The organism is Duganella sp. S19_KUP01_CR8 (assembly GCF_036688705.1).
Taxonomy (GTDB): Bacteria; Pseudomonadota; Gammaproteobacteria; order Burkholderiales; family Burkholderiaceae_D; genus Rugamonas.
On sequence record NZ_JAQQPR010000002.1, the window covers coordinates 199,767 to 222,571 of the forward strand.

Consider the following 22,805-nt stretch of genomic DNA (forward strand, 5'->3'; position numbering starts at 1 on the left):
GCACACCGAACTTAAAAGGCAGGCATATGATCGACAAAACATTTGCATCACTGGAGGGCGCCGTGGCTGACATCCATGACGGCGCGACGGTCATGATCGGCGGCTTCGGCAATGCCGGCATGCCGTCCGCGCTGATCGACGCGCTGATCGCGCAGGGCGCGCGCGACCTCACCATCGTCAACAACAACGCCGGCAACGGCGAAACGGGACTGGCCGCGCTGCTCAAGGCCAAGCGGGTGCGCAAGATCATCTGCTCCTTCCCGCGCCAGGCCGACTCCCATCATTTCGACGCGCTGTACCGCGCCGGCGAGATCGAGCTGGAACTGACCCCGCAAGGCAACTTGGCGGAACGCATCCGCGCCGCCGGCGCCGGCATCGGCGGCTTCTTCTCGCCGACCGGCTACGGCACGCAGCTGGCCGAGGGCAAGGAAACGCGCTTGATCGACGGCCGCCACTATGTGCTGGAATCGCCGATCCATGCGGATTTCGCGCTGATCAAGGCGCTGCGCGGAGACCGTTGGGGCAATCTGGTGTACCGCAAGACGGCGCGCAATTTCGGCCCCATCATGGCGATGGCGGCCAAGACCACCATCGCCCAGGTGCAGCAGGTGGTGGCATTGGGCGAGCTCGATCCCGAAGCTATCATCACCCCCGGCATCTTTGTGCAGCGCGTAGTGAAGGAGGCTGTATGACGAACAAATATACCCGCGACCAGATGGCGGCTCGCGTGGCACAGGACATTCCCGAAGGCGCCTACGTCAACCTGGGCATCGGACTGCCGACCAAGGTGGCCGACCACCTGCCGGCCGAGCGTGAAGTGTTCCTGCATAGCGAGAATGGCCTGCTGGGCATGGGCCCGGCGCCGGCTCCCGGCGAGGAAGACGAAGACCTGATCAACGCCGGCAAGCAGCCGGTCACGCTGTTGACCGGCGGCGCCTACTTCCATCACGCCGATTCCTTCGCCATGATGCGCGGCGGCCATCTGGACGTGTGCGTGCTGGGCGCCTTCCAGGTGGCGGCCAACGGCGACCTGGCCAACTGGCACACCGGCGCGCCGGATGCGATACCGGCCGTCGGCGGCGCGATGGACCTGGCGATCGGCGCCAAGCAGGTGTTCGTCATGATGGAGCACCAGACCAAGACCGGCGAAAGCAAAATCGTCAGCCAGTGCAGCTATCCGCTGACCGGCGTCGCTTGCGTCAACCGCATCTACACCGATCTGGCCGTGCTGGACGTGACGCCGGCCGGGCTGGCGGTGCGCGAGATGGCGCCGGGATTGAGTTTTGAAGAGCTGCAGGCCGCCACCGGCGCGCCTTTGCTGCCGCTGAAATAAGAGGAGACACTATGAACGAAGCATATATCTGCGATGCGGTACGCACGCCGATCGGCCGTTACGGCGGCGCGCTGAAGGATGTGCGCGCCGACGATCTGGGCGCGGTACCGCTGCGGGAACTGATGCGTCGCAATCCCGACGTGCAGTGGGACCAGGTGGATGACGTGATCTACGGCTGCGCCAACCAGGCCGGTGAAGACAATCGCAACGTGGCGCGCATGTCGGCGCTGCTGGCGGGGCTGCCGCAGGAGGTGCCGGGTTCCACCGTCAATCGCCTGTGCGGCTCCGGCATGGACGCCATCGGCACGGCGGCGCGAGCGATCCAGGCGGGCGATGCCTGCCTGATGATCGCCGGCGGCGTGGAATCGATGACGCGCGCGCCTTTCGTCATGGGCAAGCCGGATGCGGCGTTCTCGCGCAACGCGGCCTTGCAGGACACGACGATGGGCTGGCGCTTCGTCAACAAGGCGCTGAAGGAAGCCTACGGCGTCGAAACCATGCCGGAGACGGCGGAAAACGTCGCCCAGGATTATGGCGTCAGCCGCGCCGACCAGGATGCGTTTGCGCTGGCAAGCCAGAACAAGACCGCCATCGCCATCGCCGAAGGCGTCTTCGCGCGCGAGATCGTGCCGGTGTCGCTGCCGCAGCGGAAAGGCGATCCTCTGTTGTTCGCGCAGGACGAGCATCCGCGCGCCACCACCATCGAGGCGCTGTCCAAGCTGAAAGGCGTGGTACGTCCCGAGGGCAGTGTCACCGCAGGTAACGCTTCCGGCATCAACGACGGCGCTTGCGCTCTGCTGATCGCCAGCGGCGACGCGGCCAAGCGACACGGCCTGAAGCCGCTGGCGCGCATCGTCGGCATGGCGACGGCCGGCGTGGCGCCGCGCGTGATGGGCATAGGTCCGGTGCCTGCGGTGCAAAAGCTGCTGCGCCAGACCGGCCTGACGCTGGAGCAGATGGACGTCATCGAACTGAATGAAGCCTTCGCCGCGCAGGGACTGGCCGTGCTGCGCCAGCTCGGCCTGCGGGACGACGATGCGCGCGTCAATCCCAACGGCGGCGCCATCGCGCTGGGCCATCCGCTGGGCATGAGCGGCGCGCGCTTGGTCACTACCGCGACCTACCAGCTGCATCGCAGCGGCGGCCGCTACGCGCTGTGCACCATGTGCATAGGCGTAGGGCAGGGCATTGCGATGATTATCGAAAGAGTGTGATTCAATGTAGTTTGTAGAGTAGTAGTGGAGACAAAAAATGTATAAAACAATTCAAACGAGGAGGCCGATATGCTAGCCAATTTCGCCGGTGTGCTGTTCGACGGCATCGCCTACGGCAGCCTGCTGTTCCTCATCAGCGTCGGCCTGTCGGTCACGATGGGCATGATGAACTTCATTAACCTGGCCCACGGCGCCTTTGCCATGCTGGGCGGCTATGTCAGCGTGACGGTGTTGTCGCGGCTCGGCGTGCCGTTCCTGGCCTCGCTGCCGCTGGCCTTCCTGGCCTCCGCCGCGGCCGGGCTGGTGCTGGAGCGGCTGCTGTACCGCCGCCTGTACCGGGCCAGCCATCTGGATCAGGTCCTGTTCTCGATCGGCCTGACCTTCATGTCGGTGGCCGGTGCGACCTGGCTGTTCGGCCCATCGCAGCAGCCGGTCACGCTGCCGGACTGGCTGCGCGGGCAGGTATCGCTGCTCGGCCTTGAGGTTGGCGCGTATCGCCTGTTCCTGATCGGCGTGGTGGTGCTGGTCACGCTGGCGCTGGGACTGCTGATCGAGCGCACCCGTTTCGGCGCGCAGATCCGCGCGTCGGTGGACAATCAAACCGCGTCCGCCGGCTTGGGCATCAATGTCGGCCTGGTGTTCAGCCTGACCTTCGCGCTGGGCTCCGGCTTGGCCGGCCTGGGCGGAGGCCTGGGCATCGATGTGCTGGGACTGGATCCGACCTTCCCGATCAAATACATGGTCTACTTCCTGCTGGTGGTCGCCGTGGGTGGCGCCGGCACCATCAAGGGGCCGCTGCTGGCGGCGCTGATACTGGGCGTGTTCGACGTCGCAGGCAAATACTACGTGCCGCAGATTGGCGCCTTCGTCATCTATGGCTTGATGGTGGTGCTGCTGATCCTGTTCCCGGCAGGCCTGATCAGGAGGAAAGCATGAACGCCTTCGCCGATGCTGAAGTCAAACCGGCGCCCGCCGCCGTCAACAAGGTGCAGAGCATGAGCCTACTCCGTTTGCCCGACGACCGCTGGTCGCCGCTGGAAATCGCCTTCTGGCTGCTGCCGGTGGCAGCGTATTTCGCCTTCCCTGGTTATCTGGTGTTGATCAGCCAGATCATGATCGTCGGCCTGTTCGCGCTGTCGCTGGATTTGATGCTGGGCTATGCCGGTATCGTCTCGCTGGGCCACGCCGCTTTCTTCGGCCTGGGCGCCTACACTGCCGGGCTGTTGTCGGTGCACGGCTGGAGCGAGCCGTTTAGCGGCCTGCTGGCCGGCGCAGTGGTGGCCGGTTTGTTTGGCTTCGTCATGTCCTTCCTGGTGGTGCGCGGCCAGGACTTGACGCGCCTGATGGTCACGCTGGGCATAGGCCTGATGCTGTTCGAAGCGGCCAACAAGGCATCCTTCCTCACGGGGGGCGTGGACGGCTTGTCCGGCATGATGGTAGGTAAATTGTTCGGCGCTTTCGAATTTGATTTGAACGGTAACGTGGCTTATTGCTACAGCTTCGCCGTGCTGTTCATCGTGTTCGTGGTGCTGCGCCGGGTGGTGAAGTCGCCGTTCGGTTTGAGCTTGATCGGTATTCGCGAGGGCGCGCGCCGCATGCCTGCACTGGGCGTGGACGTCAACCGTCGCCTGGTGGCCGTGTTCACGCTGGCCGCCACGGTGGCAGGGCTGGCCGGCGCGCTGCTGGCGCAGACCACGCAGTTCGTCGGACTGGATTCGCTGGGCTTTCCGCGTTCGGCCGAGCTGCTGATCATGCTGGTGTTGGGTGGGACCGGCCGGCTGTACGGCGCGCTGGTCGGCGCCGCCGTGTTCATGCTGGCGCAGGACTACATCGCCGGCCTCAATCCGGCTTATTGGCAGTTTTATATCGGCCTGCTGCTGATGGTGATCGTGCTGTTCGCGCGCGGCGGCATCCTTGGCGGGCTGGAAAAGATGGCGTCGCGTTTCAAACGGAAGGAGCAGGCATGAGCCAGGACATCACACTGCGCACGGAAGGCTTGACCAAGCGCTGGGGCCCGTTCGTCGCCAACAGCGATGTGAGCCTGACCTTCGAGCCGGGCGCGCGCCACGCGCTGATCGGCCCCAATGGCGCCGGCAAGACCACCTTCATCAATCTGCTGACGGGCGGCTTTATGCCCAGCAGCGGCAAGGTCTACCTGGGCGGCGAGGACATCACGCACCTGCTGCAGCACCAGCGGGTACGGCGCGGCATGACGCGTACCTTCCAGCTCAACACCCTGTTCGCTGGCATGACGGTGCTGGAATCGGTGGCGCTGGCGATCTGCGAGCGGCGCGGCCTGCAATCGGTCTGGTACAAGACGGTGGCTAAACACGCCGACGTGATCGACGAGGCGATGGCCTTGCTGGCCACGCTCAAGCTTACCGACCAGGCCAACAGCGTCACGCGCAGCATGGCTTACGGTAAGCAGCGGCTGGTGGAAATCGCACTGGCACTGGCCACCAAGCCTCGTATCCTGCTGCTGGACGAACCGGCCGCCGGCATCCCGCAGGCGGAGAGCAAGGAGCTATTCGAAGTGCTGGCGCAGCTGCCGCGCGACGTCACGGTGCTGTTTATCGAACACGATATGGGACTGGTGTTCCGCTTCGCCGACCGCATCACGGTGCTGGTCGGCGGCAAAGTGCTGACCGAGGGTACGCCGGCGGAGATCGCGGCCGACCCGCGCGTCAAAGAAGTTTATCTGGGGGAGGCCGAACATGGCTGAATTACTGGCGCTCGATAAAGTCACCGCCGGCTATGGCGAGTCTATCGTGTTGGAAGACGTATCGTTCACGCTGAACGAAGGCGACAGCTTGGCGCTATTGGGCCGCAACGGCGTTGGAAAAACCAGCCTGCTGGTGACGCTGATGGGATTGACGCGACTGCACGGCGGCGGCATCCGCTGGGCAGGTAGCGACATCGCGCGCATGCCCACGCACCGGCGCTCGCGCGCTGGCCTGGGCTGGGTGCCGCAGGAACGGCATATGTTCCCGTCGCTGACGGTGGAGGAGCATCTGACGGTGGTGGCGCGGCCCGGCCGCTGGAATCTGCAAAAGATCTACGAGATCTTTCCGCGCCTGCACGAACGCCGCGCCAACATGGGCAACCAGTTGTCCGGCGGCGAGCAGCAAATGGTGGCGATCGCCCGCGCGTTGATGACCAACCCGCGTATCCTGCTGCTGGACGAGCCGATGGAAGGCCTCGCCCCCATCATCGTGCAGGAGCTGGTGCGGGTGATACGCCGGCTGGTGAAGGAGGAGGGCATGTCGGTGATCGTGGTGGAGCAGCATGCGCGGCTGGCGTTGTCGCTGACCCAGCGCGCCATTGTGCTTGATCGTGGCCGCATCGTGCACGACTCGGACAGCGCCAGCCTGCTGGCCGACGGCGACAAGCTGGATCGCCTGGTCGCCGTGGCCTGAGGCGTTTTATTTAGGTTTGTAGATGCCGGCGCCGACGGTGTATTTATCCTCGGCCTGGCGGATATACGAGGCCTTGTCCTCCAAGGCCTTGGTGACCGGATTGACCCAGACGTAGTCGACCCAGCCGGGTTTCTTCGACTGGGCGATATCGCGCATCTCCTGCACGAACTTCTTGCCGTTGGCGTCCTTCAGCTGCGACATGTCCTTGCCGTTCATCTTGGGCGTGGTGGCGTGGCAGACCATCATCATCTGCGCGTCCTGCACGAACACGTACAGGTCGCCCTGCATAAAGCCGCCCTTCGGATCGGCGAAGTCTTTGCACGCCTGTTCTATCCCTTTTTTCTGGATGTTCGCGACGGCCTTGTCGACCAGGGCGATGGCGTCGGCCTTGCTGGCGTTTTGTGCGAGGACGGGCAGGGCAGGCATAAGCAGCATGGCGGTCAGGCCGGCGATGGCATAGCGTTTCATTGGGTCTCCTGTTTTGATGATCGCGGCATTCAAGTGTGCCGCTATCAGCTTACCTCGCGCGCGACCGTCACGCCATCCGTGAGCGGTGCGCGGCTTTGCTCGTTGTTTTCCTGCACAAGCTTGGTCAGCAGCGACATGAATTGCAGCTGTTCTGTGCTGGACAGGGGCGCGAGCAAACGGCGTCGCAAGCGCTGCGAACCGGGTATCAGATCGCTCAGCAGCTGTTCGCCGGCGCCGGTGATGGTGAGGGATCGCTGGCGGCGGTTGGTCGGAATCACGGTCCGCGTTAGCAGTCCCTTTTCCTCCAGCCGCGCACAGACGGTGGCGCCGGTCGAGGTGTCGATGCCGCTGATGGCCGACAGCGATACCTGGTCGATGCCCCCGTGGCTTTCCAGGTTGCGCAGCATCGCGTACTGCACCGGCGTCAGCTCTTCGCCCATCTCGTCGTAAAAAATCGACACCGAGATCTGTTGCGCGCGGCGCAGCAAGTGGCCGGGATGTTCGTACAGGTTAATCAATTTGCTCTCTGTGTCTGGCATGGCATGGCCTCTGCGTAAAAAGAATTTGGTCGGGGCGTTTACTTTGCCGATTTACGGTCTATACTTTACAACATTCAGTGCACTGAATATAAACTGAAAATCGAACAAGGAGACAAGATGTACCCGAAAAATACCTGGTACGTGGCCTGCACGCCGGATGAAATCGATGGCAAGCCGCTGGGCCGGCAGATCTGCGGCGAGAAGATCGTGTTTTATCGTGGCGCGGAAGGCAAGGTGGCGGCGGTGGAGGACTTTTGCCCGCACCGCGGCGCGCCGCTGTCGCTGGGCTTCGTCCGCGACGGTCAACTCGTGTGCGGCTATCACGGCCTGGAGATGGGCTGCGACGGCAAGGTGATCAGCATGCCGGGCCAGCGCGTGCGCGGATTTCCCTGCATCCGCAGCTATCCGGTGGAGGAGCGCTACGGCTTTATCTGGGTCTGGACCGGTGAACGCGAACTGGCCGACCCGGCGCTGATCCATCACCTGGAGTGGGCGGACAATCCTGAGTGGGCCTACGGCGGCGGCCTGTATCACATCAACTGCGAATACCGCCTGATGATCGATAACCTGATGGACCTGACGCACGAGACCTATGTGCATGCGTCGAGCATCGGCCAGAAGGAGATCGATGAGGCGCCGGTCAACACGCGGGTCGAGGGTGAGGAGGTGATCACCAGCCGCTATATGGAGAACATCATGGCGCCGCCGTTCTGGCGCGCGGCCTTGCGCGGCAACGGCCTGGCCGACGACGTGCCGGTGGACCGCTGGCAGATCTGCCGCTTCACGGCGCCTAGCCATGTGATGATCGAAGTCGGCGTGGCGCATGCGGGCAAGGGTGGCTACGACGCCGCGCCGGAGCACAAGGCTTCCAGCATCGTGGTCGATTTCATTACACCGGAAAGCGAGATCTCGCACTGGTACTTCTGGGGCATGGCGCGCAACTTCAAGCCGGACGACGAGGAACTGACCGCCACCATACGCACCGGCCAGGGCAAGATCTTCGGCGAGGACCGGGAGATGCTGGAGCTACAGCAGGCCAACATCCTGCGCCACCCGGAGCGCAAGCTGCTGATGCTGAATATCGACGCCGGCGGCGTGCAGTCGCGCCGCGTGCTGGATCAGTGGCTGGAAAAGGAGCAGCGCGCATGAGTACCGAACTGCTCCAGGTGAGGGTAGAACGCCGCCATGTGGAGGCCGAGGATATCTGCACCTATGAACTGGTCAGCGCGGATGGTGCGCCGCTGCCGCCTTTCACCGCCGGTGCGCACATCGACGTCCATGTTGGCGCCGGCCTGGTGCGGCAGTACTCGCTCTGCAACCCGCCACAGGAGCGGCACCGTTACCTGATTGGTGTGCTGCGCGATCCTTCGTCGCGTGGCGGCTCCAAGACCATGCATGAAGAAGTGCTGGCCGGCGCCACGCTGCAGATCAGCGTACCGAAGAACCACTTCCCGCTGGCCGACGCCGAACGCAGCCTGCTGCTGGCTGGCGGCATCGGCGTCACGCCCATCCTGGCGATGGCGGAGGCATTGTCGGCGCGTGGTGCCGCGTTCCAGATGCACTACTGCGCGCGCTCACCTGAACGCACCGCGTTCCGTCAACGCATCGCCGCTGCGCCGTTTGCGCCGCAGGTGCACTTCCATTACGACAGCGGCGACGCCGCGCAGAAGCTGGACCTGCCCGCGCTGCTGGCGCAACTGGACCGCAAGACGCACATCTATTTTTGCGGCCCGTCCGGATTCATCGACCATGTCAAGGTCACGTCCAAGGCGCAACAATGGCCGCCGGAGCAGCTGCACCTCGAATACTTTGGCGCCGCAGCCACGCCAGCGGCGGACGGCGATCAGCCATTCGAGGTGAAGCTGGCCTCCAGCGGCAATGTGTACGCCATCCCGGCCGACAGCACCGTACTGCGCGTGCTCACCGATGCCGGCGTATTCATACCCGCATCCTGCGAGCAGGGCGTGTGCGGCACCTGCCTGACGCGCGTGCTGGACGGCGTGCCGGACCACCGCGACCTGTACTTGGACGAATCGGAGCAAGCCGCCAACGACCAATTTACCCCTTGTTGTTCACGTTCCAAAACCGGCACGTTGCTGCTGGACCTATAAAAAAGGAGACACCATGCCAGGCCATATGAATTCCCAACGCCGCCAGTTGTTGCTGGGCGCCGCCGCCTTGTCGGCCGGAGTTCTGCCCAACGTCGCCACGGCCGCCACTGAGCCGCTGAAAGTCGGTTTGATCGTGCCGATGTCCGGCCCGTTCGCTTCCACCGGCCGCCAGATCGAGGCGGCGGTCAAGCTGTACATACGGCAGAACGGCGCCAGCGTCGCCGGCCGCCAGATCGAGATCATCCTCAAGGACGACGGCGGCGTGGCCCCGGACGTGACCAAGCGGCTGGCGCAGGAAATGGTCTCGCGCGACAAGGTGCAGGTGCTGGCCGGCTTTGGCCTGACGCCGCTGGCTTTCGCCGCAGCGCCGGTCGCCACCCAGGCCAAGGTGCCGATGATCGTGATGGCGGCTGCCGCGTCGGCGGTGCCGCAGCGCTCTCCGTACATCGTGCGCACCGGCTTCACGCTGGCGCAGGTGACGGCACCGATGGCGCAGTGGGCGGCCAAGAACAAGATCAAGAGTGCGGTGACGCTGGTCAGCGACTACGGGCCGGGGCTGGATGCGGAAAAGGTATTCGTCAAAGGTTTGCTTGAAGGCGGCGGCAAGGTGGTCGACAGCCTGCGCGCGCCGCTGCGCAACCCGGACTATGCGCCGTTCCTGGCGCGGGTGCGGGACTTGAAGCCGGATGCGTTGTTTGTGTTCGTACCATCGGGCGAGGGCGCTGCGGTGCTCAAGCAGTTCACCGAGCGCGGCCTGGCCGCCGCCGGCATACGGTTGATCTGCACCGGCGATGTGCTGGACGACGACCTGATGGCCAGTATCGGCCCTGCCGCGGCGGGTGTGGTCAGCAGCCATCACTATTCGGCGGCCCATCCATCGGCCGAGAACAAGGCCTATGTGGAAGCCTTCGGCAAGGCCAACCCGGGGATGCGGCCCAACTTCCATTCGGTCGGCGCCTACGACGGCATGCATCTGCTGTACCAGGCGCTCAAACAGACCAACGGCGACAGCGACGGCGACAAGCTGCTGGCGGCGATGAAGGGCATGGCGTGGACCAGCGTGCGCGGCCCGGTCAGCATCGATGCCGCCAGCCGCGACATCGTGCAGACCGTGTACATCCGCAAGGCCGAAGCCAGCGCCGGCTCCTTCTACAACATCGAGTTCGACCAGGCCGACAAGGTGCGCGACCCGGGCGTGTAGCGCTGGACCTACAAGCCGGCGATGAAGCCGGCGACGGCCGACGCGAACAGCGCCGGCTGTTCGACCGCGCCCAGGTGTGACGCATTGGGCAGCACGACCAGCGCGGCGCCCTGAATGGCTTGCTGCACGGTTTCCGACATGCTGACCGGCGTGCCCTGGTCCAGCTCACCGGCGATGACCAGCGTTGGCACGGCGATGGCGGCCAGCCGCTCCGTCGTGTCGACCGTGCCAACCGCATTGCAGCAGCCCATATAGCCGCTGCTGTCTGTGCTGAGCAGGCGGCGGCGGAAGCGCGCCACCGTGGCCGCGTGCTCGGCGCGGAATGCGTCGTGGAAGTAGCGGCCCATCACCGCGTCGGCAATCGCTTCGATGCCTTGTTCACGCACGGTGGCAATGCGCTGCTGCCAGGCCTCGCGCGCCGCCTCGGGATAGCGGGAGGTGGTATTGCCCAGCACAAGGGCGCGAACCAGCGATGGATGGCGCAACGCCAGCTCCTGGCCGACCATGCCACCCATCGACAGACCCACCCACACCACCGGGCCGGTATCGAGTTCGCGCAGCAGCGCTGCGGCGTCGTCGGCCAGATCGGCCATGCTGTACAGGCCTTGCGGTGCGGCCGAGCCGCCATGGCCGCGATGGTCATAGGCGATCACGCGGCAGTCGGCGGCCAGCTGGTTGGCCAGGCCGTCCCACATCGCCAGGTCGCAACCCAGGGCGTGGCTCAGCACCACCGTGTGGCGCGGAGCCTTGCCGTTGCGCGGCTCGCGCACCGTGTAGTGCAGCGCAGGCTGGCCGGTGCTGCGGCCCTCGCGGCCAACGCCAGGATGGCTGGCGGCGGCCGGTGCCGACGGCTCCAGCGTGTAACCGATTTGCGGACCGACCTCGCGCAGGATCGCCATCGCATAGCCGAAGGCTGTGTTGGCGGCGGGGACGCCAGCGTAAATCGCCGACTGCATCAGTACTTCCTTCAGTTCGTCCGGCGATAGCCGGTTTGCCGCATCGCCCAGCAGAGCGGCGCGCACGTGCAGTTCGAATTCCTCCCAGCGGCCCAGCGCGACAGTGGTGGCGAGCACCATGGCGCGCCGGGTCTTCTGTTCCAGGCCAGGGCGGCCCCAGATCTCGTTCCATGCAAAACGCGTGATCATGTTCTGGAACTCGGCGTTGAAGCTGTTGGCGTTTGCCAGGGATTTATCCACCCAGGCGTCGCCGAGGATGGCGCGGCGGTTGTTCAGTCCACGCTCGAAGTCGTGGTCGATGGGATCGAAGCTCATGCGGGTGTCCTGAGATGGAATGGGTTGGAGTTCAGCGCGGCGATGTCCTTGCGCAGGCCATGCAGCTGCTGCTGCGCCAGGCGTTGGGCCGGGCCTGCGGCGATGGTCGGATCGAACAGCGACGCCAGCGCGGCCGGGTCGACCTGCTTGCGCAGCTGCTCGTCGGCCTGCACCGCATCGGCCAGCACCTCGGCCAGATTGCGCCCGCCGGCCAAAGCCTCGGCGCTCATTTCTTCCAGCAGGCTGTGGGCCGCCGGACGGCCGATGGCGCCCGCCAGCCAGGCAGATGCCGCCTCGGCGAACACCAGTCCCTGCAAGGCGTCGATATTGCGCAGCATGCGCGTCGGGTCGACATGCAGGCCGGCGAAGGCGTCGTTCATTGCTTGTAACGCGCCGTGCGCGCTGAGGAACAGGCCTGGCCATTCGGCGAGTTCGGCCTGCCAGTTGCCCAAGCCGCGTTCATGCTGTTGTCCCATGCTGGCCAACAGCGCTGCGGCGTGCTGCGGCGCGCGGGTGGCGGCGGCCAGCGCGATCATGGCCGATACCGGATTGCGCTTGTGCGGCATGGCGGAAGAACCGCCCCGGCCATTGCCGGACGGCTCGGCCAGTTCGGCGATCTCGCCTTGCGCCATCAGGCTGATGTCGGTGGCTATCTTGCCCATGCTGCCGGTTAGCACCGCCACTTCCAACCCCAGTCGCACCCACTCGTCGCGCTGCGTGTGCCAGGCCGCATCCGCCAGTTTCAGGCCCAGATCGGCGGCCACCAGCGCCGCCACGGCCGCGCCTTGTTCACCCATCACCGCCAATGTGCCGACGGCGCCGCCCAGTTGCAGCTGCAGCGCGCGCGCGGCGCACTCGCGCAGGCGCGCGCGGGCGCGCACCAGCGGCGCCAGCCAGCCGGCGATCTTGAAACCGAAGCTGCTCACCTGCGCCGGCTGCATCAGCGTGCGCGCCAGCACAGGCGTTGCCGCATGCTGGTCCGCCAGTTGCAGCAGGCGTCCGGTCAGGTCGTGCAAGCCGTCGTCCAGCAGTTGCAGCGCGTCGCGCGTGGCGAGCACCATGGCGGTGTCGATCACGTCCTGGCTGGTGCTGCCCCAATGGACGCGGGCTGCGGCCTCGGCGTCGTACAGCGCCACGGTACGCGTCAGCTCACGCACCAGCGGAATGGCCAGGCTGCCGGCGCGCCGTCCGGCGTTGACGATGGCCGGAATGTCGTACAGCTGCGCGTTGCAGACACCGGCGATGGCGCGCGCCGATTCCGGCGGCAGCATGCCTTGCCTGGCCTGGGCTTCCGCCAACGCCTGCTCGAAGCGCAGCATGGCCTGCACGATCGCGGCGTCGTCGAAGACGGCGATCATGTCTGGCGTGGTGAGAAAACTGTCGAAGATGGATACGCTCAAGAGAACTCCGCTGGCAGGTCAGACATAGTCGAAGAATACGGTCTCTTTTTCGGACTGCATCCAGATGTCCCAATGATAGACCCCCGGCGCCGTCTTGCGGGCGATCAGCGTGGGGCGGCGCGCGGCCGGCACCTGCTGCAATATCGCCGATTCTGCCAGTCCGCTGTCGTCCTCCAGGAACACAGCGGTGAACTGATGCTTGACCAGGCCGCGAGCGAACACGGTGATGAAGGTGGCCGGCGCGCCGCTGGACGGCGCCGCGCATTGCGATAAGCGCAGGCTGAATTCTCCCTGCTCGCCGCTGGGCACACGGCGGAAACCAGGCAGCGCCTGCGCCGCTTCCGCACCGGCGGCTTCCGGTTGCCAGGCTTCGATTTGGGCGTCGTTGATCGGCGTGCCGTCGCCATCGTAGATGATGCCGCTGACGGTGATGGTGGGCGCGCTGGTTTCCAGCTGGCCGGCGGCGCTGGCGTCGGCCGCCCACTGCCAGGCTGCATGCGAGAACGGTCCGATGGTTTGTGAGGTGGTGATGTGGCTCATGCCGATAGCTCCTTTAAATGCCCATGGGCGTGGCGTCGCGGCCGCGCAGCACGATATCGAATTCATAGCCCAGCATCTTGTCGCTGTCGGTGTGTTCCAGGCTATAGCGGGAGACCAGGCGCTGGCGCGCGGCCAGGTCCGGGATGCTCTGGAAGATCGGATCGTAGTCGAACAGCGGATCGCTGGGGAAGTACATCTGCGTGACCAGGCGCTGCGCATACACGTTGCCGAACAAGGAGAAGTGGATGTGCGCCGGGCGCCATGCCTTGTCGTGATTGCCCCACGGGTAGGGGCCGGGCTTGATGGTGACGAAGCGGTAGCGGCCATCGTCGTCGGTCATCATCTTGCCGATGCCGTAGAAATTCGGATCGAGCGGGGCGTCGTGCTGGTCCTTCTTGTGCCAATAGCGGCCGGCCGAATTGCACTGCCAGACTTCCAGCAGCGAATTGCGCACCGGCTTGCCGTCTTCGTCGACCACGCGGCCGGTGACGACGATCTTCTCGCCCAGCGGCGCGCCGTGGCCGTGCGCCGTCAGGTCCATATCGTTCGGCAGCAGGATGCGCGGCGAGGCGATCACATTGTCCTGCACCGGCTGGTCGGCGCGGATGCGCAGCAGCGGCTGGGTGGGGCCGCGCTTGAGCGTGGACTTGTAGGGCGCGTAGATCAGTTCCGGGTAGACGCCGGACGGGATGGCATCGAAGTTCAAGGCGGGCCTCCTGATGGTTGTTGTGTTGTGTGGAGACGATGTTAGGGAAGGCCGCGCCGCGTCACAATACGTGTATGGTCGATGAAGTCCGCTATGCGCCCATTTTGTGCGATACTCGCACAAATCACTCAATTTCTGCCTTATGACTGCTGAAGACGACGTCCCAGCCCAGCGCGACCTGGTGGCGGGCCTGGAAAAAGGCCTGCTGGTGATCGCCGCTTTCGACCAGGAGCGCAGCCGTCTGAGCATCGCCGAAGTGGCCGAGCGCACCGGCCTGACGCGGGCGGCGGCGCGCCGCTACCTGATCACGCTGACGCATCTGGGCTATATGCGGCACGAGAACAAGCTGTTCGCGCTGACGCCCATGGTGCTGCGGCTCGGCCAGTCCTACTTGCATTCGGCGCGTCTGCCGCGCATCGTGCAGCCCTTGTTATATCGGCTGGCCTATGCGCTGGGTGAGGCGGCATCGGTCGGTGTGCTCGATCACGATCAGCTGGTGTGCGTGGCTGCGGTCAGCGCCGGGCAGCTGGTGTCGGTCACGCTGCAGCCGGGCACCCGCGTGCCGGCCTACTGCACCGCCAACGGCCGCATATTGCTGGCGCACCTGCCGCAGCAGCAGATCGACGACTTCCTGGAACGCGCGCAGCCGGAACGGATCACCGAGCACACCATCGTCGGCAAGGAGCGCCTGGCGCTGGAGATCGCCCGCGCCCGCGCGCAAGGCTATGCGCTGGTGGACCAGGAGCTGGAACTGGGCTTGCGCACCATCGCCGTGCCGCTGAAGAATTTCCGTGGCGAGGTGGTGGCGGCGATGAACATCAGCGTTCACGCCGGCCGCATGCCGCGCGAGCAGATGGTGGAGCGCTGCCTGCCGGCGCTGATCAAGATCCAGGTCGAACTGAACGCCTTGCTGTAGTAAGTCCGGTGCGCTTCAGCCGCCCCGGAAAGCCTTCGGCGTCAGGCCCATGCGCTTCTTGAACAGGCGGCTGAAGTAGGCCGGGTCCTGGAATCCCAGCTCGTAGGCGATGCTGGCGATGCTGGCCGGAAGATAGGTCAGCTTGCGGCAGGCTTCCAGCATCAGCCGGTCCTGGGTGATGTCGAACGCCGATTTGCCGGATAGCTTGAGGCACAGGCGATTGAGCCGCGTCGGCGTGGCCCGCAGCGCTTCGGCATATTGGCCGACCTGCCATTGCTCCTTGTAGCGCCGTTCCACTTCCGCGCGAAAGCGGCTGAACAACTCAAAATCGCTGCGGCCCGACTGGTCTGCCAGGCGGCGTTCCGCGTGCAGGCGCACCAGCAGCAGCAAGGCGCTGCGCGCCAGCCACTCCAGCATCAGCGTATGGCCGTACTGCGGCCAGGCCGCCTCCGTCAACAGGTTTTGCAGCAGCGATTCCAGGCGCGCGTGCAGTTCCGGCTGGCCGGCCAGGTCGATCGCCAGCGGTTCCACGAACAGCGAGGAATACAGATCGCCGTGGCCCGCATACATCACGTTCTGATCCACCGTCAGCACATAGCCGTGCGCCTCCGCCGAGAAGTCGAAGCCGTGCACCACCGACGGGTGGAGGGTGATGACGGTCGGCGCGCGGCATTCCCAGACGGCGCCATCGACGCTGGCGCGGACCTCGCCGCCGTAGAGGAAAAGTACCTGAAACAGTCCGCTATGCGTGTGCTTTTCGATATGCCAGTGGTGCACCCGGCTGCGCGTTTCGATCAACTCGATGTGCACGAATTCGGCGTTATCTCCCCGTGATTGCTCGCCGTACAGGCCAAACTGCGGGACGTCGGGTAGTGCTGGACGGGCGGTGCGAGGCATGGAGGGGCGTGCCGTTCAAAAGAATGGAGTGTCGAAATAGTACAAGTTTTAGGAAGTTTCATCCATTTTTTTTGCAACGGGCCGGCGCTACGATGGCAGCACACTAACACCATAACGGAGACATCATGCGTACCCAGGTAGCCATCATCGGCGCCGGCCCAGCGGGCCTGCTGCTATCCCATCTGCTGCATTTGAACGGCATCGAATCGATCGTGCTGGAATCGCGCAGCCAGGCCGAGATCGAGGCCACTATCCGCGCCGGTGTGCTGGAACAGGGCACCATGGACATTCTCAACAACGCCGGCGTCGGCGCCCGCATGCAGGCCGAGGGTGCGCTGCACCACGGCATAGAGCTGGCGTTCGGCGGCCAGCGCCACCGGATCGACCTGACCGAATTGACAGGCAAGGCGATCACCGTCTACCCGCAGCATGAAGTGATCAAGGACCTGGTGGCGGCGCGGCTGGCGGCGCAGGGGCAGTTGCTGTTCGAAGTCAGCGGCGTGGAGCTGCATGGCGTCGACACCGCCACGCCGTCGGTGGGCTTCATCCATCGTGGCGAGGCGGTCAGCATCGAGGCGGATTTCGTCATCGGTTGCGACGGCTATCACGGCGTGACGCGGCCGGCGATGCCGGGGGCAGGGCGGCAGGACTTCAAGCGCGACTACGGCTTTGGATGGTTTGGCGTGCTGGTGGAGTCGGCGCCATCGTCGGATGAACTGATTTATGCGCGCCATGAGCGCGGCTTCGCGCTGGTCAGCACCCGAACGCCGACCGTGCAGCGGCTGTACTTCCAGTGCGATCCGGCCGACCATGTCGACAACTGGTCGGATGACCGCATCTGGGCCGAGTTGCACGCACGGCTGGAGAACAACGATGGTTGGCGTGTCAACGAAGGCCGCATCTTCCAGAAAAATATCATCGGCATGCGCAGCTTCGTGTCGACACCGATGCAGTCGGGCCGTCTGTTCCTGGCCGGCGACGCGGCGCACATTGTGCCGCCGACCGGCGCCAAGGGCATGAACCTGGCCGTGTCGGACGTGGCGTTGTTGGCGCAGGGACTGGAGCAGTTCTATCGCCAGGGCAGCGAGGAGCGGCTGCATGGCTACACGGAGGCGGCGCTGAAGCGCGTCTGGCGCGCCGAATACTTCTCGTGGTGGATGACCAGCCTGTTGCACACCTTTGCCGACGCCACGCCGTTCCAGCGCGAGGTTCAGCGCGCCGAACTGGAATGCGTGGTCAGCTCGCGGGCGATGGCGACGGCGCTGGCGGAGAACTACGTCGGCGCATTCTGAGAGGCCTCACCATTCGTGCGAAAATGCCTGGGTTCTCACTGACTTGGGCATAATGCAATGAAAACTACAATATCGAGCGCGCTGTTGTCACTTGGCCTGCTGCTGGCTGCAACCCAGCCGGCTGTCCACGCGGCCGAATACGGCGTACGGCAGACTTGGACGCTGGACCAGGCAGGCCGTTGGGACTATCTTGAAGTCGATCCTGTGCGCCATCGCCTGTTCATGACGCGCGGCGATCGGGTGCAGGTGCTCGATCTGCCGTCGGGCAAAGTGGCCGGCCAGATCGGCGGCTTGCAGAGCGCGCACGGCGTGGCATTCGCGCAGAAGCTCAACCTGGGTTTTGCCAGTAGTGGCGGCGGTAACAGCATCGTTGTTTTCGATCTGGCGACGCTGCAAATCCGCCAGGAAGTGAAGGTGTCGGGCGCCAATCCCGATGCCATCCTGTTTGATGAAGGCAGCGGCAAGCTTTACGCCTTCAATGGAAAGACCAACAATGTCTCGGTGTTCGACGCTGTCACGATGGCGCTGAAAGCGACCATCGCTGTCGGCGGCAAGCCTGAATTCGCGGTCACCGACGGTAATCGCATCTACGTCAACATCGAGGACAAGAGCGAGATCGCGGTGATCGACATCGCTGGTGACCGTCAAGTCGCGCGCTGGGCGTTGAACGGCTGCGAGGAGCCGACCGGCCTTGCACTCGACGCAGCGCACCAGCGCCTGTTCTCGGCTTGCCAGAACGGCGTGCTGGCAATCACCGACGCCAGCAACGGCAAGGTTGTGGCGCGCGCCGCCATCGGCCAACATTCCGATGCGGTGGTGTTTGACGCCGCCAGCGCCACGGTGTTCTCCTCTAATGGTGATGGTACCCTCAGCGTCATCCATCAGGACGACGCCGATCACTATGCCAGGGCAACGATCCTGCGCACCGAGAAGGGCGCGCGCACCATGGCCATGGACCATGAGAGCGGCAGCCTGTATCTGCCGACCGTGGCAGACAAACACTTCACGGTCATCGTGGCCACACCCTGAGCAAACGGGCCGCGCGCCTGCTATTTTTCTGCTGGCTCGACGCGCGCGGGCGAGCAGGGCGCCCGTGCCAGCTGCTCGGCAAATCGCAGGAACTCGGCCGGGCTGACCTTGCGCGCCGTATTTGCCTGCGCGGCTACCACCACGCGCTGGTGACTGATCACCATGTGCTGTCGTGGGATGACCAGGATGTACTGGCCGTAGTAACCCCAAGCCATGTAGGCGCCCTCCAGCGGCGATCCCGCCGGCATGGCCGGTATCCACCATAACAGTCCGTAATCGAGCCCGCGCCGCGCGGTCGATGGCGGATGCATGTCGGTGGCTCGCGTCACCGGCGTGGTGATACGGGTGATCCAGTCGGCGGGCAGCAGCTGCCGGCCGTTCCAGCTTCCCTGTTGCAGCATCAGTTGTCCAAGGCGCGCCATGTCGCGGGTGGACAGGTGGAAGTGGTAGGCCAGATGGTGCGAACGGGTCGGATCGCCGTTGCGGTGCTGCTGCGACAGACGGAAGTCCTCCATTTGCAGCGGCTTTGCCAGTTCGTCTTCGAAGCTTTGGTAGATATCACGCCGCGTCAGCTGTTCGTACACGGTGCCGGCGACATTGAAATCCCAGTTGTTGTACAAGAAGTAGGCGCCCGGTGTTTGCGAGCCGCGCGGTGGCGCCGCATCGGCATCGTCACCGGGATTGGATGGCGCGTGATAGACGCCGGAGCGCGCCGCCAGCAGATCGCCCACCGTGGCCGTGCGCTCCAGCGGCAGCAGGCCGCCGACATCGTCGATGTCCAGCGACGCCAGGCTGCGGCTCAGCGAGATCGTGCCATCGGCGATGAAGGGGCCGTACATCATGGCCAGTACGCTTTTGCGTATCGAATATACCTGGTTGGCTTGATCCACAGGGCCGTAGCTGGTCAGGACCTGGCCGTCGCGTACCGCCAGCATCGAGGTGCTGGGCAGCGTCTTCAAGTAGTCATGCGCCTCGGCGAGGCCGGCGCGGCATGCAGCGCTTGGTTCGGACACGGCACTCCAGTGTGCGCCTGGCGTGGCGCTGGAAGCCGGCGCGCACAGGACCGACAACAACAAGGCGAATCCGGAGGCCGACGTTGGCGATTTCATGGCGTATTTTTACGGCAGCAGCAGCGAATGCTGGCTGGCGGTGTGGAAGTCGCGCCAGACGCGGTTGATGGCGCTGTCTTCATGGGCGGCGTACAGGCCGCAATAAGGATACAGTTCATCGACCGCCGCTCGCGAGGCCGCGACCAGCGCCAAAGAACTGGCTTGCACAGCCTCCATATCGTCCGCAGTGAGTGGCGTGCCGCTTTCCACCAGCGCCCAGCTGCGATCCAGCACGTCGTAGAAGTTCGCGCGGGCGGCGGCATGGGTTGCTTCCTTATCGCGCAACAGGACCGCGACTTCGGGGACCTCCAGCAGCGGCAGGTTCTTGAGGGCGTGCCGGCGGCGGCTCATGCACGGCCGCGCCAACTGCATGAAATGGCTCGCCATGCCGGCCACGTTGGCCGCCAGCGTGACGAAAGCCAGTGAATAAAACGGAAAACGATACAGCGGGCCATCTGCCGTGGCGGTGGCTGGGCTGATCGTGAAGCCGTGCTCCTTGCCCACCCACGCGCCGTCGATGCGGTAGCTGTGCGAGGCGCTGGCGCGCATGCCGATGCTGCCCCAGGAGGGCACTATCTGCACTTGCTCCGCCGGCACCAGGAAAGCGCGGATGCGCGGCGCGCCTTGTTCGTCCAGCAGCGGCTGGCCGTCGGCGCGCAGCACCGCGTTCAAGGTGAAATGCGTGGCGATCGGCGCGCCGCTGGCGTAGTCCCAGCGGCCGGTGATGCGGAACCCTGCGGCTTCCCCATCGCCGTCCTGGTCGGCGTAGCCGGTCGGCGCGCCGCTGCCGCCGAGGCAAACCCGTTTGCTGCCGATGATGTCGCGCGCCAGCGCCGGCGGCAGGAAGCCGGCGAACCATCCCGCGCCCGCGCACAGCGTCAGCACCCAGCCCATGCTGCCGTCGACGGCGGCAACCGCTTCCTCCAGTCGCACCGCTTGCGGCAAAGGCAGCTCGGCGCCGCCGCTGGCGCGCGGAGCCAGCATCCTGAGCCAGCCGCGCCGGTGCAGCAAGGCTTGCTGGATCGGGTGTAGGAAACGGGCGGTATCGGCCATGGCCGCATAGCGTTCGATACGGCGGGCGTCGCGCGCGAGGAGGGGAGAGACGGCGGGCAGGGGCATGCGTAATCTTTGGACGGTGGCAAATCCGAGTATTTTCGCACTATTGGGCCGGTTTCAGTAGGCTCCCATGCCATTTCGGTATGTTTGCAGCGATAAAAATGATTGGTGAAGCGGGCATCGTTCGTCGTAGCATGGTGGTGCACAAGCACCCACTTTATGAAAGACAGATGATGTCAGCAATCAAACTCGCGATCGTAGGCGTCGGCAAGATCGTCCACGACCAGCACCTGCCCGCCATCGCGGCCAACGCGGATTTCCAGCTGGTGGCCTCGGCCAGCCGGCACAACACCGTCGACGGCCTGCCCGGTTTCAAGTCCATCGAGGAGATGCTGGCGGCCGTGCCTGGGATCGACGCCGTGTCGCTGTGCATGCCGCCGCAGTACCGTTACCAGGCCGCCCGCGTGGCGCTGGCCGCCGGCAAGCACGTATTCCTGGAAAAGCCGCCGGGTGCGACCCTGTCCGAAGTGGCCGACCTGGAGGCGCTGGCCGCCGCCAGGGGCCTGACCCTGTTCACCAGCTGGCACTCGCGCTACGCGCCGGCGGTGCAGCCGGCCAAGGCTTACCTGGCCGCCCACGCGCCGACCGGCATGCAGGTCACCTGGAAGGAAGACGTACGTCAATGGCACCCGAACCAGGAGTGGATATGGCAGGCCGGCGGTTTGGGGGTGTTCGATCCGGGCATCAATGCGCTGTCCATCGTCACCGAGATCCTGCCGTCGCTGATCTTCCTGAACCGCGCCACGCTGGAATTCCCCGAAAACCGCGACGCGCCCATCGCCGCCGAGCTGCATTTCCAGGATGGCGCCGGGGTGCCGGTGCACGCCGTGTTCGACTGGCGCCAGACCGGCAAGCAAAGCTGGGACATCGTGGTCCAGACTGCGGATGGCGAGCTGAAACTGAGCGACGGCGGCGCGCGCCTGTGGGTGCACGGCGTCGAACAGCCGCTCGACAAGGAAGCCGAGTATCCGTCGCTGTACCGCCGCTTTGCCGGTCTGGTCAAGGAAGGCCGCGCCGACGTCGACGTGGCGCCGCTGCGCCATGTGGCGGACGCCTTCATGCTCGGCCAACGCAAGGTGGTCGACGCCTTCCACGACTGACGCCGCTCAGGCCATCTGCCCGATGGTCTTGCGGAAGCGGCGCAGCGACAGTGCAAACAGTAGCGCGCCGATCGCCACCAGCGCTAGCATCTGCGGCCAGATCACGCTGAAACCGGCGCCCCGGTACAGGATGGCCTGGGCGGCCGCCACGAAGTGGGTGGTCGGCGCCGCCAGCATGATGTCCTGCACCAGCACCGGCATGCTCTCGCGCGGCGTCGAGCCGCCCGACAGCATTTGCAGCGGCAGCAGCACCAGCACCAGCAGCATGCCAAATTGCGGCATGCTGCGCGCCAGCGTGGCGAGGAAGATCCCCATCGAAGTGGTGGCGAACAGGTGCAGCGCCGTCACCAGCACGAACAGCGCTATCGAACCGGTGATCGGCACGTGCAGCGCGCCCTGCACGATGAACACCAGCGACGCCAAAGCCGCCAGCACCACCACTGTCCCCATCGACCACACCTTGGCCAGCATGATCTCCATCGGCGTCACCGGCATCACCAGCAGGTGCTCGATGGTGCCGTGTTCGCGCTCGCGTATCAATGCGGCACCGGTCAGGATGATGGACAGCATGGTGACGTTGTTGATGATCTCCATCAGCGAGCCAAACCACGACTGCTCCAGGTTGGGATTGAAGCGCATGCGCAGGTCCAGCGCGACCGGCGGCGCGACGGCTTCCTGCTGGCGGCGCAGGAAATCGCCCACCTCGGCGCCGACGATCTGCTGGATATAGCCGTTGCCGGTGAAGGCCTGGCTCATGCGCGTGGCGTCGATGTTGAGTTGGATCGCCGGCGCGCGGCCGGCCAGCGTGTCACGACTGGTAGTCGGGCGGGATGGCCAGCACGAAGGTGTAGTTGCCGCTGTCCAGGCCGGCGTCCGCCTGGTCGGCGCTCACCAGCGACGGCGTGCGGAAGTGCGGCGGATAGAAACCGGCGGCGATCCGCGCCGACAAGGGTGAGCCATCCAGGTCGACGATGGCGATGGCGGCGTTGTGCAGGCTTTCCGGCATCGCCGTGGCGGCCACGTAGATCGACAGCGAGAAGGTGTAGACGATCAGCACCAGCATGGCCGGGTCGCGCAGCAGGCTCCACAGCTCCTTGATGCCCAGCCGGTAGATGTGCGCCACGCGCGTATGGAGGGGAATGCGCAT

Annotated in this window: 23 protein-coding genes and 1 pseudogene; 14 read left to right on the top strand and 10 right to left on the bottom strand. The window is 65.1% G+C overall.

Going from position 1 to position 22,805, the window contains the following annotated elements; all coding sequences use genetic code 11:
- Positions 1-26 precede the first annotated feature (26 nt).
- From V6M89_RS02750 to V6M89_RS02780, 7 genes are all read left to right on the top strand, one after another.
- Positions 27-692: a 3-oxoacid CoA-transferase subunit A gene (locus V6M89_RS02750; RefSeq protein ID WP_332851714.1), complete on the top strand. Its 666-nt coding sequence runs from the start codon at positions 27-29 to the stop codon at positions 690-692.
- Entirely contained in the window at positions 689-1,333 is a 645-nt protein-coding gene (locus V6M89_RS02755; protein ID WP_332851715.1) for a CoA transferase subunit B, read from the top strand. Before V6M89_RS02750 ends, V6M89_RS02755 begins: the two co-directional genes overlap by 4 nt.
- 11 nt (positions 1,334-1,344) lie before the next feature.
- A complete protein-coding gene (pcaF, locus tag V6M89_RS02760) occupies positions 1,345-2,547 on the top strand; it encodes a 3-oxoadipyl-CoA thiolase (protein WP_332851716.1) in 1,203 nt (400 codons plus the stop codon).
- A 69-nt stretch (positions 2,548-2,616) separates the two neighbouring features.
- Positions 2,617-3,483, top strand: a complete 867-nt coding sequence (locus tag V6M89_RS02765; RefSeq protein WP_332851717.1) for a branched-chain amino acid ABC transporter permease — start codon at positions 2,617-2,619, stop codon at positions 3,481-3,483.
- Positions 3,480-4,514 (top strand): branched-chain amino acid ABC transporter permease, encoded by a 1,035-nt coding sequence (locus V6M89_RS02770; protein ID WP_442881943.1) that lies wholly within the window; start codon positions 3,480-3,482, stop codon positions 4,512-4,514. Before V6M89_RS02765 ends, V6M89_RS02770 begins: the two co-directional genes overlap by 4 nt.
- Entirely contained in the window at positions 4,511-5,269 is a 759-nt protein-coding gene (locus V6M89_RS02775) for an ABC transporter ATP-binding protein (RefSeq protein ID WP_332851718.1), read from the top strand. The genes V6M89_RS02770 and V6M89_RS02775 overlap by 4 nt, the downstream gene beginning before the upstream one ends.
- The gene (locus tag V6M89_RS02780; protein ID WP_332851719.1) at positions 5,262-5,963 is read left to right on the top strand and encodes an ABC transporter ATP-binding protein; all 702 of its coding nucleotides are present in this window, start codon (positions 5,262-5,264) and stop codon (positions 5,961-5,963) included. The genes V6M89_RS02775 and V6M89_RS02780 overlap by 8 nt, the downstream gene beginning before the upstream one ends.
- Before the next feature lie 6 nt (positions 5,964-5,969).
- On the opposite strand, the gene V6M89_RS02785 is transcribed toward V6M89_RS02780, so the two are convergent.
- Positions 5,970-6,431 (bottom strand): cache domain-containing protein, encoded by a 462-nt coding sequence (locus tag V6M89_RS02785; RefSeq protein ID WP_332851720.1) that lies wholly within the window; start codon positions 6,429-6,431, stop codon positions 5,970-5,972.
- Positions 6,432-6,475: 44 nt separating this feature from the next.
- On the bottom strand, positions 6,476-6,970 hold the full coding sequence (locus V6M89_RS02790; RefSeq protein WP_332851721.1) for a MarR family winged helix-turn-helix transcriptional regulator: 495 nt from the start codon (positions 6,968-6,970) through the stop codon (positions 6,476-6,478).
- 117 nt (positions 6,971-7,087) lie between these two features.
- Here V6M89_RS02790 and V6M89_RS02795 point away from each other — a divergent pair, with 117 nt between their 5' ends.
- The 3 genes from V6M89_RS02795 to V6M89_RS02805 are packed head-to-tail and all read left to right on the top strand — an operon-like array spanning position 7,088 to position 10,282.
- A complete protein-coding gene (locus V6M89_RS02795; RefSeq protein ID WP_332851722.1) occupies positions 7,088-8,119 on the top strand; it encodes an aromatic ring-hydroxylating dioxygenase subunit alpha in 1,032 nt (343 codons plus the stop codon).
- Positions 8,116-9,081 carry a PDR/VanB family oxidoreductase gene (locus tag V6M89_RS02800; RefSeq protein WP_332851723.1) on the top strand — a complete coding sequence of 322 codons (966 nt, stop codon included), beginning with the start codon at positions 8,116-8,118 and terminating at the stop codon, positions 9,079-9,081. Before V6M89_RS02795 ends, V6M89_RS02800 begins: the two co-directional genes overlap by 4 nt.
- Before the next feature lie 13 nt (positions 9,082-9,094).
- Positions 9,095-10,282: an ABC transporter substrate-binding protein gene (locus V6M89_RS02805; protein WP_332851724.1), complete on the top strand. Its 1,188-nt coding sequence runs from the start codon at positions 9,095-9,097 to the stop codon at positions 10,280-10,282.
- 8 nt (positions 10,283-10,290) lie between these two features.
- On the opposite strand, the gene pcaCD is transcribed toward V6M89_RS02805, so the two are convergent.
- From pcaCD to pcaH, 4 genes are read right to left on the bottom strand one after another with little or no spacing between them, the layout of a single operon-like run.
- Complete coding sequence (gene pcaCD, locus V6M89_RS02810) at positions 10,291-11,553, bottom strand: bifunctional 4-carboxymuconolactone decarboxylase/3-oxoadipate enol-lactonase PcaCD (protein ID WP_332851725.1); 1,263 nt, start codon at positions 11,551-11,553, stop codon at positions 10,291-10,293.
- Positions 11,550-12,953 carry a 3-carboxy-cis,cis-muconate cycloisomerase gene (gene pcaB / locus V6M89_RS02815; protein ID WP_332851726.1) on the bottom strand — a complete coding sequence of 468 codons (1,404 nt, stop codon included), beginning with the start codon at positions 12,951-12,953 and terminating at the stop codon, positions 11,550-11,552. The genes pcaCD and pcaB overlap by 4 nt, the downstream gene beginning before the upstream one ends.
- A gap of 18 nt (positions 12,954-12,971) precedes the next feature.
- Positions 12,972-13,493 carry a protocatechuate 3,4-dioxygenase gene (locus V6M89_RS02820; RefSeq protein WP_332851727.1) on the bottom strand — a complete coding sequence of 174 codons (522 nt, stop codon included), beginning with the start codon at positions 13,491-13,493 and terminating at the stop codon, positions 12,972-12,974.
- A 13-nt stretch (positions 13,494-13,506) separates the two neighbouring features.
- On the bottom strand, positions 13,507-14,199 hold the full coding sequence (pcaH, locus tag V6M89_RS02825) for a protocatechuate 3,4-dioxygenase subunit beta (RefSeq protein ID WP_332851728.1): 693 nt from the start codon (positions 14,197-14,199) through the stop codon (positions 13,507-13,509).
- A 142-nt stretch (positions 14,200-14,341) separates the two neighbouring features.
- Here pcaH and V6M89_RS02830 point away from each other — a divergent pair, with 142 nt between their 5' ends.
- Positions 14,342-15,115 carry an IclR family transcriptional regulator domain-containing protein gene (locus V6M89_RS02830; RefSeq protein ID WP_332851729.1) on the top strand — a complete coding sequence of 258 codons (774 nt, stop codon included), beginning with the start codon at positions 14,342-14,344 and terminating at the stop codon, positions 15,113-15,115.
- Between the two features lie 15 nt (positions 15,116-15,130).
- On the opposite strand, the gene V6M89_RS02835 is transcribed toward V6M89_RS02830, so the two are convergent.
- A complete protein-coding gene (locus V6M89_RS02835) occupies positions 15,131-16,012 on the bottom strand; it encodes a helix-turn-helix domain-containing protein (RefSeq protein WP_332851730.1) in 882 nt (293 codons plus the stop codon).
- Positions 16,013-16,137: 125 nt separating this feature from the next.
- Here V6M89_RS02835 and V6M89_RS02840 point away from each other — a divergent pair, with 125 nt between their 5' ends.
- Both V6M89_RS02840 and V6M89_RS02845 read left to right on the top strand, forming a co-directional pair.
- Positions 16,138-17,304 carry a 4-hydroxybenzoate 3-monooxygenase gene (locus V6M89_RS02840; protein ID WP_332851731.1) on the top strand — a complete coding sequence of 389 codons (1,167 nt, stop codon included), beginning with the start codon at positions 16,138-16,140 and terminating at the stop codon, positions 17,302-17,304.
- Positions 17,305-17,361: 57 nt separating this feature from the next.
- Positions 17,362-18,333 (top strand): YncE family protein, encoded by a 972-nt coding sequence (locus tag V6M89_RS02845; RefSeq protein ID WP_332851732.1) that lies wholly within the window; start codon positions 17,362-17,364, stop codon positions 18,331-18,333.
- 20 nt (positions 18,334-18,353) lie between these two features.
- On the opposite strand, the gene V6M89_RS02850 is transcribed toward V6M89_RS02845, so the two are convergent.
- On the bottom strand, positions 18,354-19,442 hold the full coding sequence (locus V6M89_RS02850) for a serine hydrolase domain-containing protein (protein WP_332851733.1): 1,089 nt from the start codon (positions 19,440-19,442) through the stop codon (positions 18,354-18,356).
- A 9-nt stretch (positions 19,443-19,451) separates the two neighbouring features.
- Positions 19,452-20,561, bottom strand: a complete 1,110-nt coding sequence (locus tag V6M89_RS02855) for an acyl-CoA dehydrogenase (protein ID WP_332851734.1) — start codon at positions 20,559-20,561, stop codon at positions 19,452-19,454.
- A gap of 167 nt (positions 20,562-20,728) precedes the next feature.
- Between V6M89_RS02855 and V6M89_RS02860 the strand changes: the two genes are divergently transcribed.
- Positions 20,729-21,658 carry a Gfo/Idh/MocA family protein gene (locus V6M89_RS02860; protein WP_332851735.1) on the top strand — a complete coding sequence of 310 codons (930 nt, stop codon included), beginning with the start codon at positions 20,729-20,731 and terminating at the stop codon, positions 21,656-21,658.
- Between the two features lie 6 nt (positions 21,659-21,664).
- On the opposite strand, the pseudogene V6M89_RS02865 reads toward V6M89_RS02860, so the two are convergent.
- Positions 21,665-22,805 (bottom strand): annotated as a pseudogene (locus V6M89_RS02865) (ABC transporter permease).

Coding starts and splice junctions, on each gene's coding strand:
- V6M89_RS02855 (WP_332851734.1), bottom strand. CDS start 20,561: ATGCCCCTGCCCGCCGTCTCTCCCCTCCTCGCGCGCGACGCCCGCCGT.
- V6M89_RS02820 (WP_332851727.1), bottom strand. CDS start 13,493: ATGAGCCACATCACCACCTCACAAACCATCGGACCGTTCTCGCATGCA.
- V6M89_RS02805 (WP_332851724.1), top strand. CDS start 9,095: ATGCCAGGCCATATGAATTCCCAACGCCGCCAGTTGTTGCTGGGCGCC.
- V6M89_RS02850 (WP_332851733.1), bottom strand. CDS start 19,442: ATGAAATCGCCAACGTCGGCCTCCGGATTCGCCTTGTTGTTGTCGGTC.
- V6M89_RS02770 (WP_442881943.1), top strand. CDS start 3,480: ATGAACGCCTTCGCCGATGCTGAAGTCAAACCGGCGCCCGCCGCCGTC.
- V6M89_RS02835 (WP_332851730.1), bottom strand. CDS start 16,012: ATGCCTCGCACCGCCCGTCCAGCACTACCCGACGTCCCGCAGTTTGGC.
- pcaCD (WP_332851725.1), bottom strand. CDS start 11,553: ATGAGCTTCGATCCCATCGACCACGACTTCGAGCGTGGACTGAACAAC.
- V6M89_RS02845 (WP_332851732.1), top strand. CDS start 17,362: ATGAAAACTACAATATCGAGCGCGCTGTTGTCACTTGGCCTGCTGCTG.
- V6M89_RS02755 (WP_332851715.1), top strand. CDS start 689: ATGACGAACAAATATACCCGCGACCAGATGGCGGCTCGCGTGGCACAG.
- V6M89_RS02790 (WP_332851721.1), bottom strand. CDS start 6,970: ATGCCAGACACAGAGAGCAAATTGATTAACCTGTACGAACATCCCGGC.
- V6M89_RS02800 (WP_332851723.1), top strand. CDS start 8,116: ATGAGTACCGAACTGCTCCAGGTGAGGGTAGAACGCCGCCATGTGGAG.
- V6M89_RS02765 (WP_332851717.1), top strand. CDS start 2,617: ATGCTAGCCAATTTCGCCGGTGTGCTGTTCGACGGCATCGCCTACGGC.
- V6M89_RS02795 (WP_332851722.1), top strand. CDS start 7,088: ATGTACCCGAAAAATACCTGGTACGTGGCCTGCACGCCGGATGAAATC.
- V6M89_RS02840 (WP_332851731.1), top strand. CDS start 16,138: ATGCGTACCCAGGTAGCCATCATCGGCGCCGGCCCAGCGGGCCTGCTG.
- V6M89_RS02785 (WP_332851720.1), bottom strand. CDS start 6,431: ATGAAACGCTATGCCATCGCCGGCCTGACCGCCATGCTGCTTATGCCT.
- V6M89_RS02780 (WP_332851719.1), top strand. CDS start 5,262: ATGGCTGAATTACTGGCGCTCGATAAAGTCACCGCCGGCTATGGCGAG.
- pcaF (WP_332851716.1), top strand. CDS start 1,345: ATGAACGAAGCATATATCTGCGATGCGGTACGCACGCCGATCGGCCGT.
- V6M89_RS02830 (WP_332851729.1), top strand. CDS start 14,342: ATGACTGCTGAAGACGACGTCCCAGCCCAGCGCGACCTGGTGGCGGGC.
- V6M89_RS02775 (WP_332851718.1), top strand. CDS start 4,511: ATGAGCCAGGACATCACACTGCGCACGGAAGGCTTGACCAAGCGCTGG.
- V6M89_RS02860 (WP_332851735.1), top strand. CDS start 20,729: ATGATGTCAGCAATCAAACTCGCGATCGTAGGCGTCGGCAAGATCGTC.
- V6M89_RS02750 (WP_332851714.1), top strand. CDS start 27: ATGATCGACAAAACATTTGCATCACTGGAGGGCGCCGTGGCTGACATC.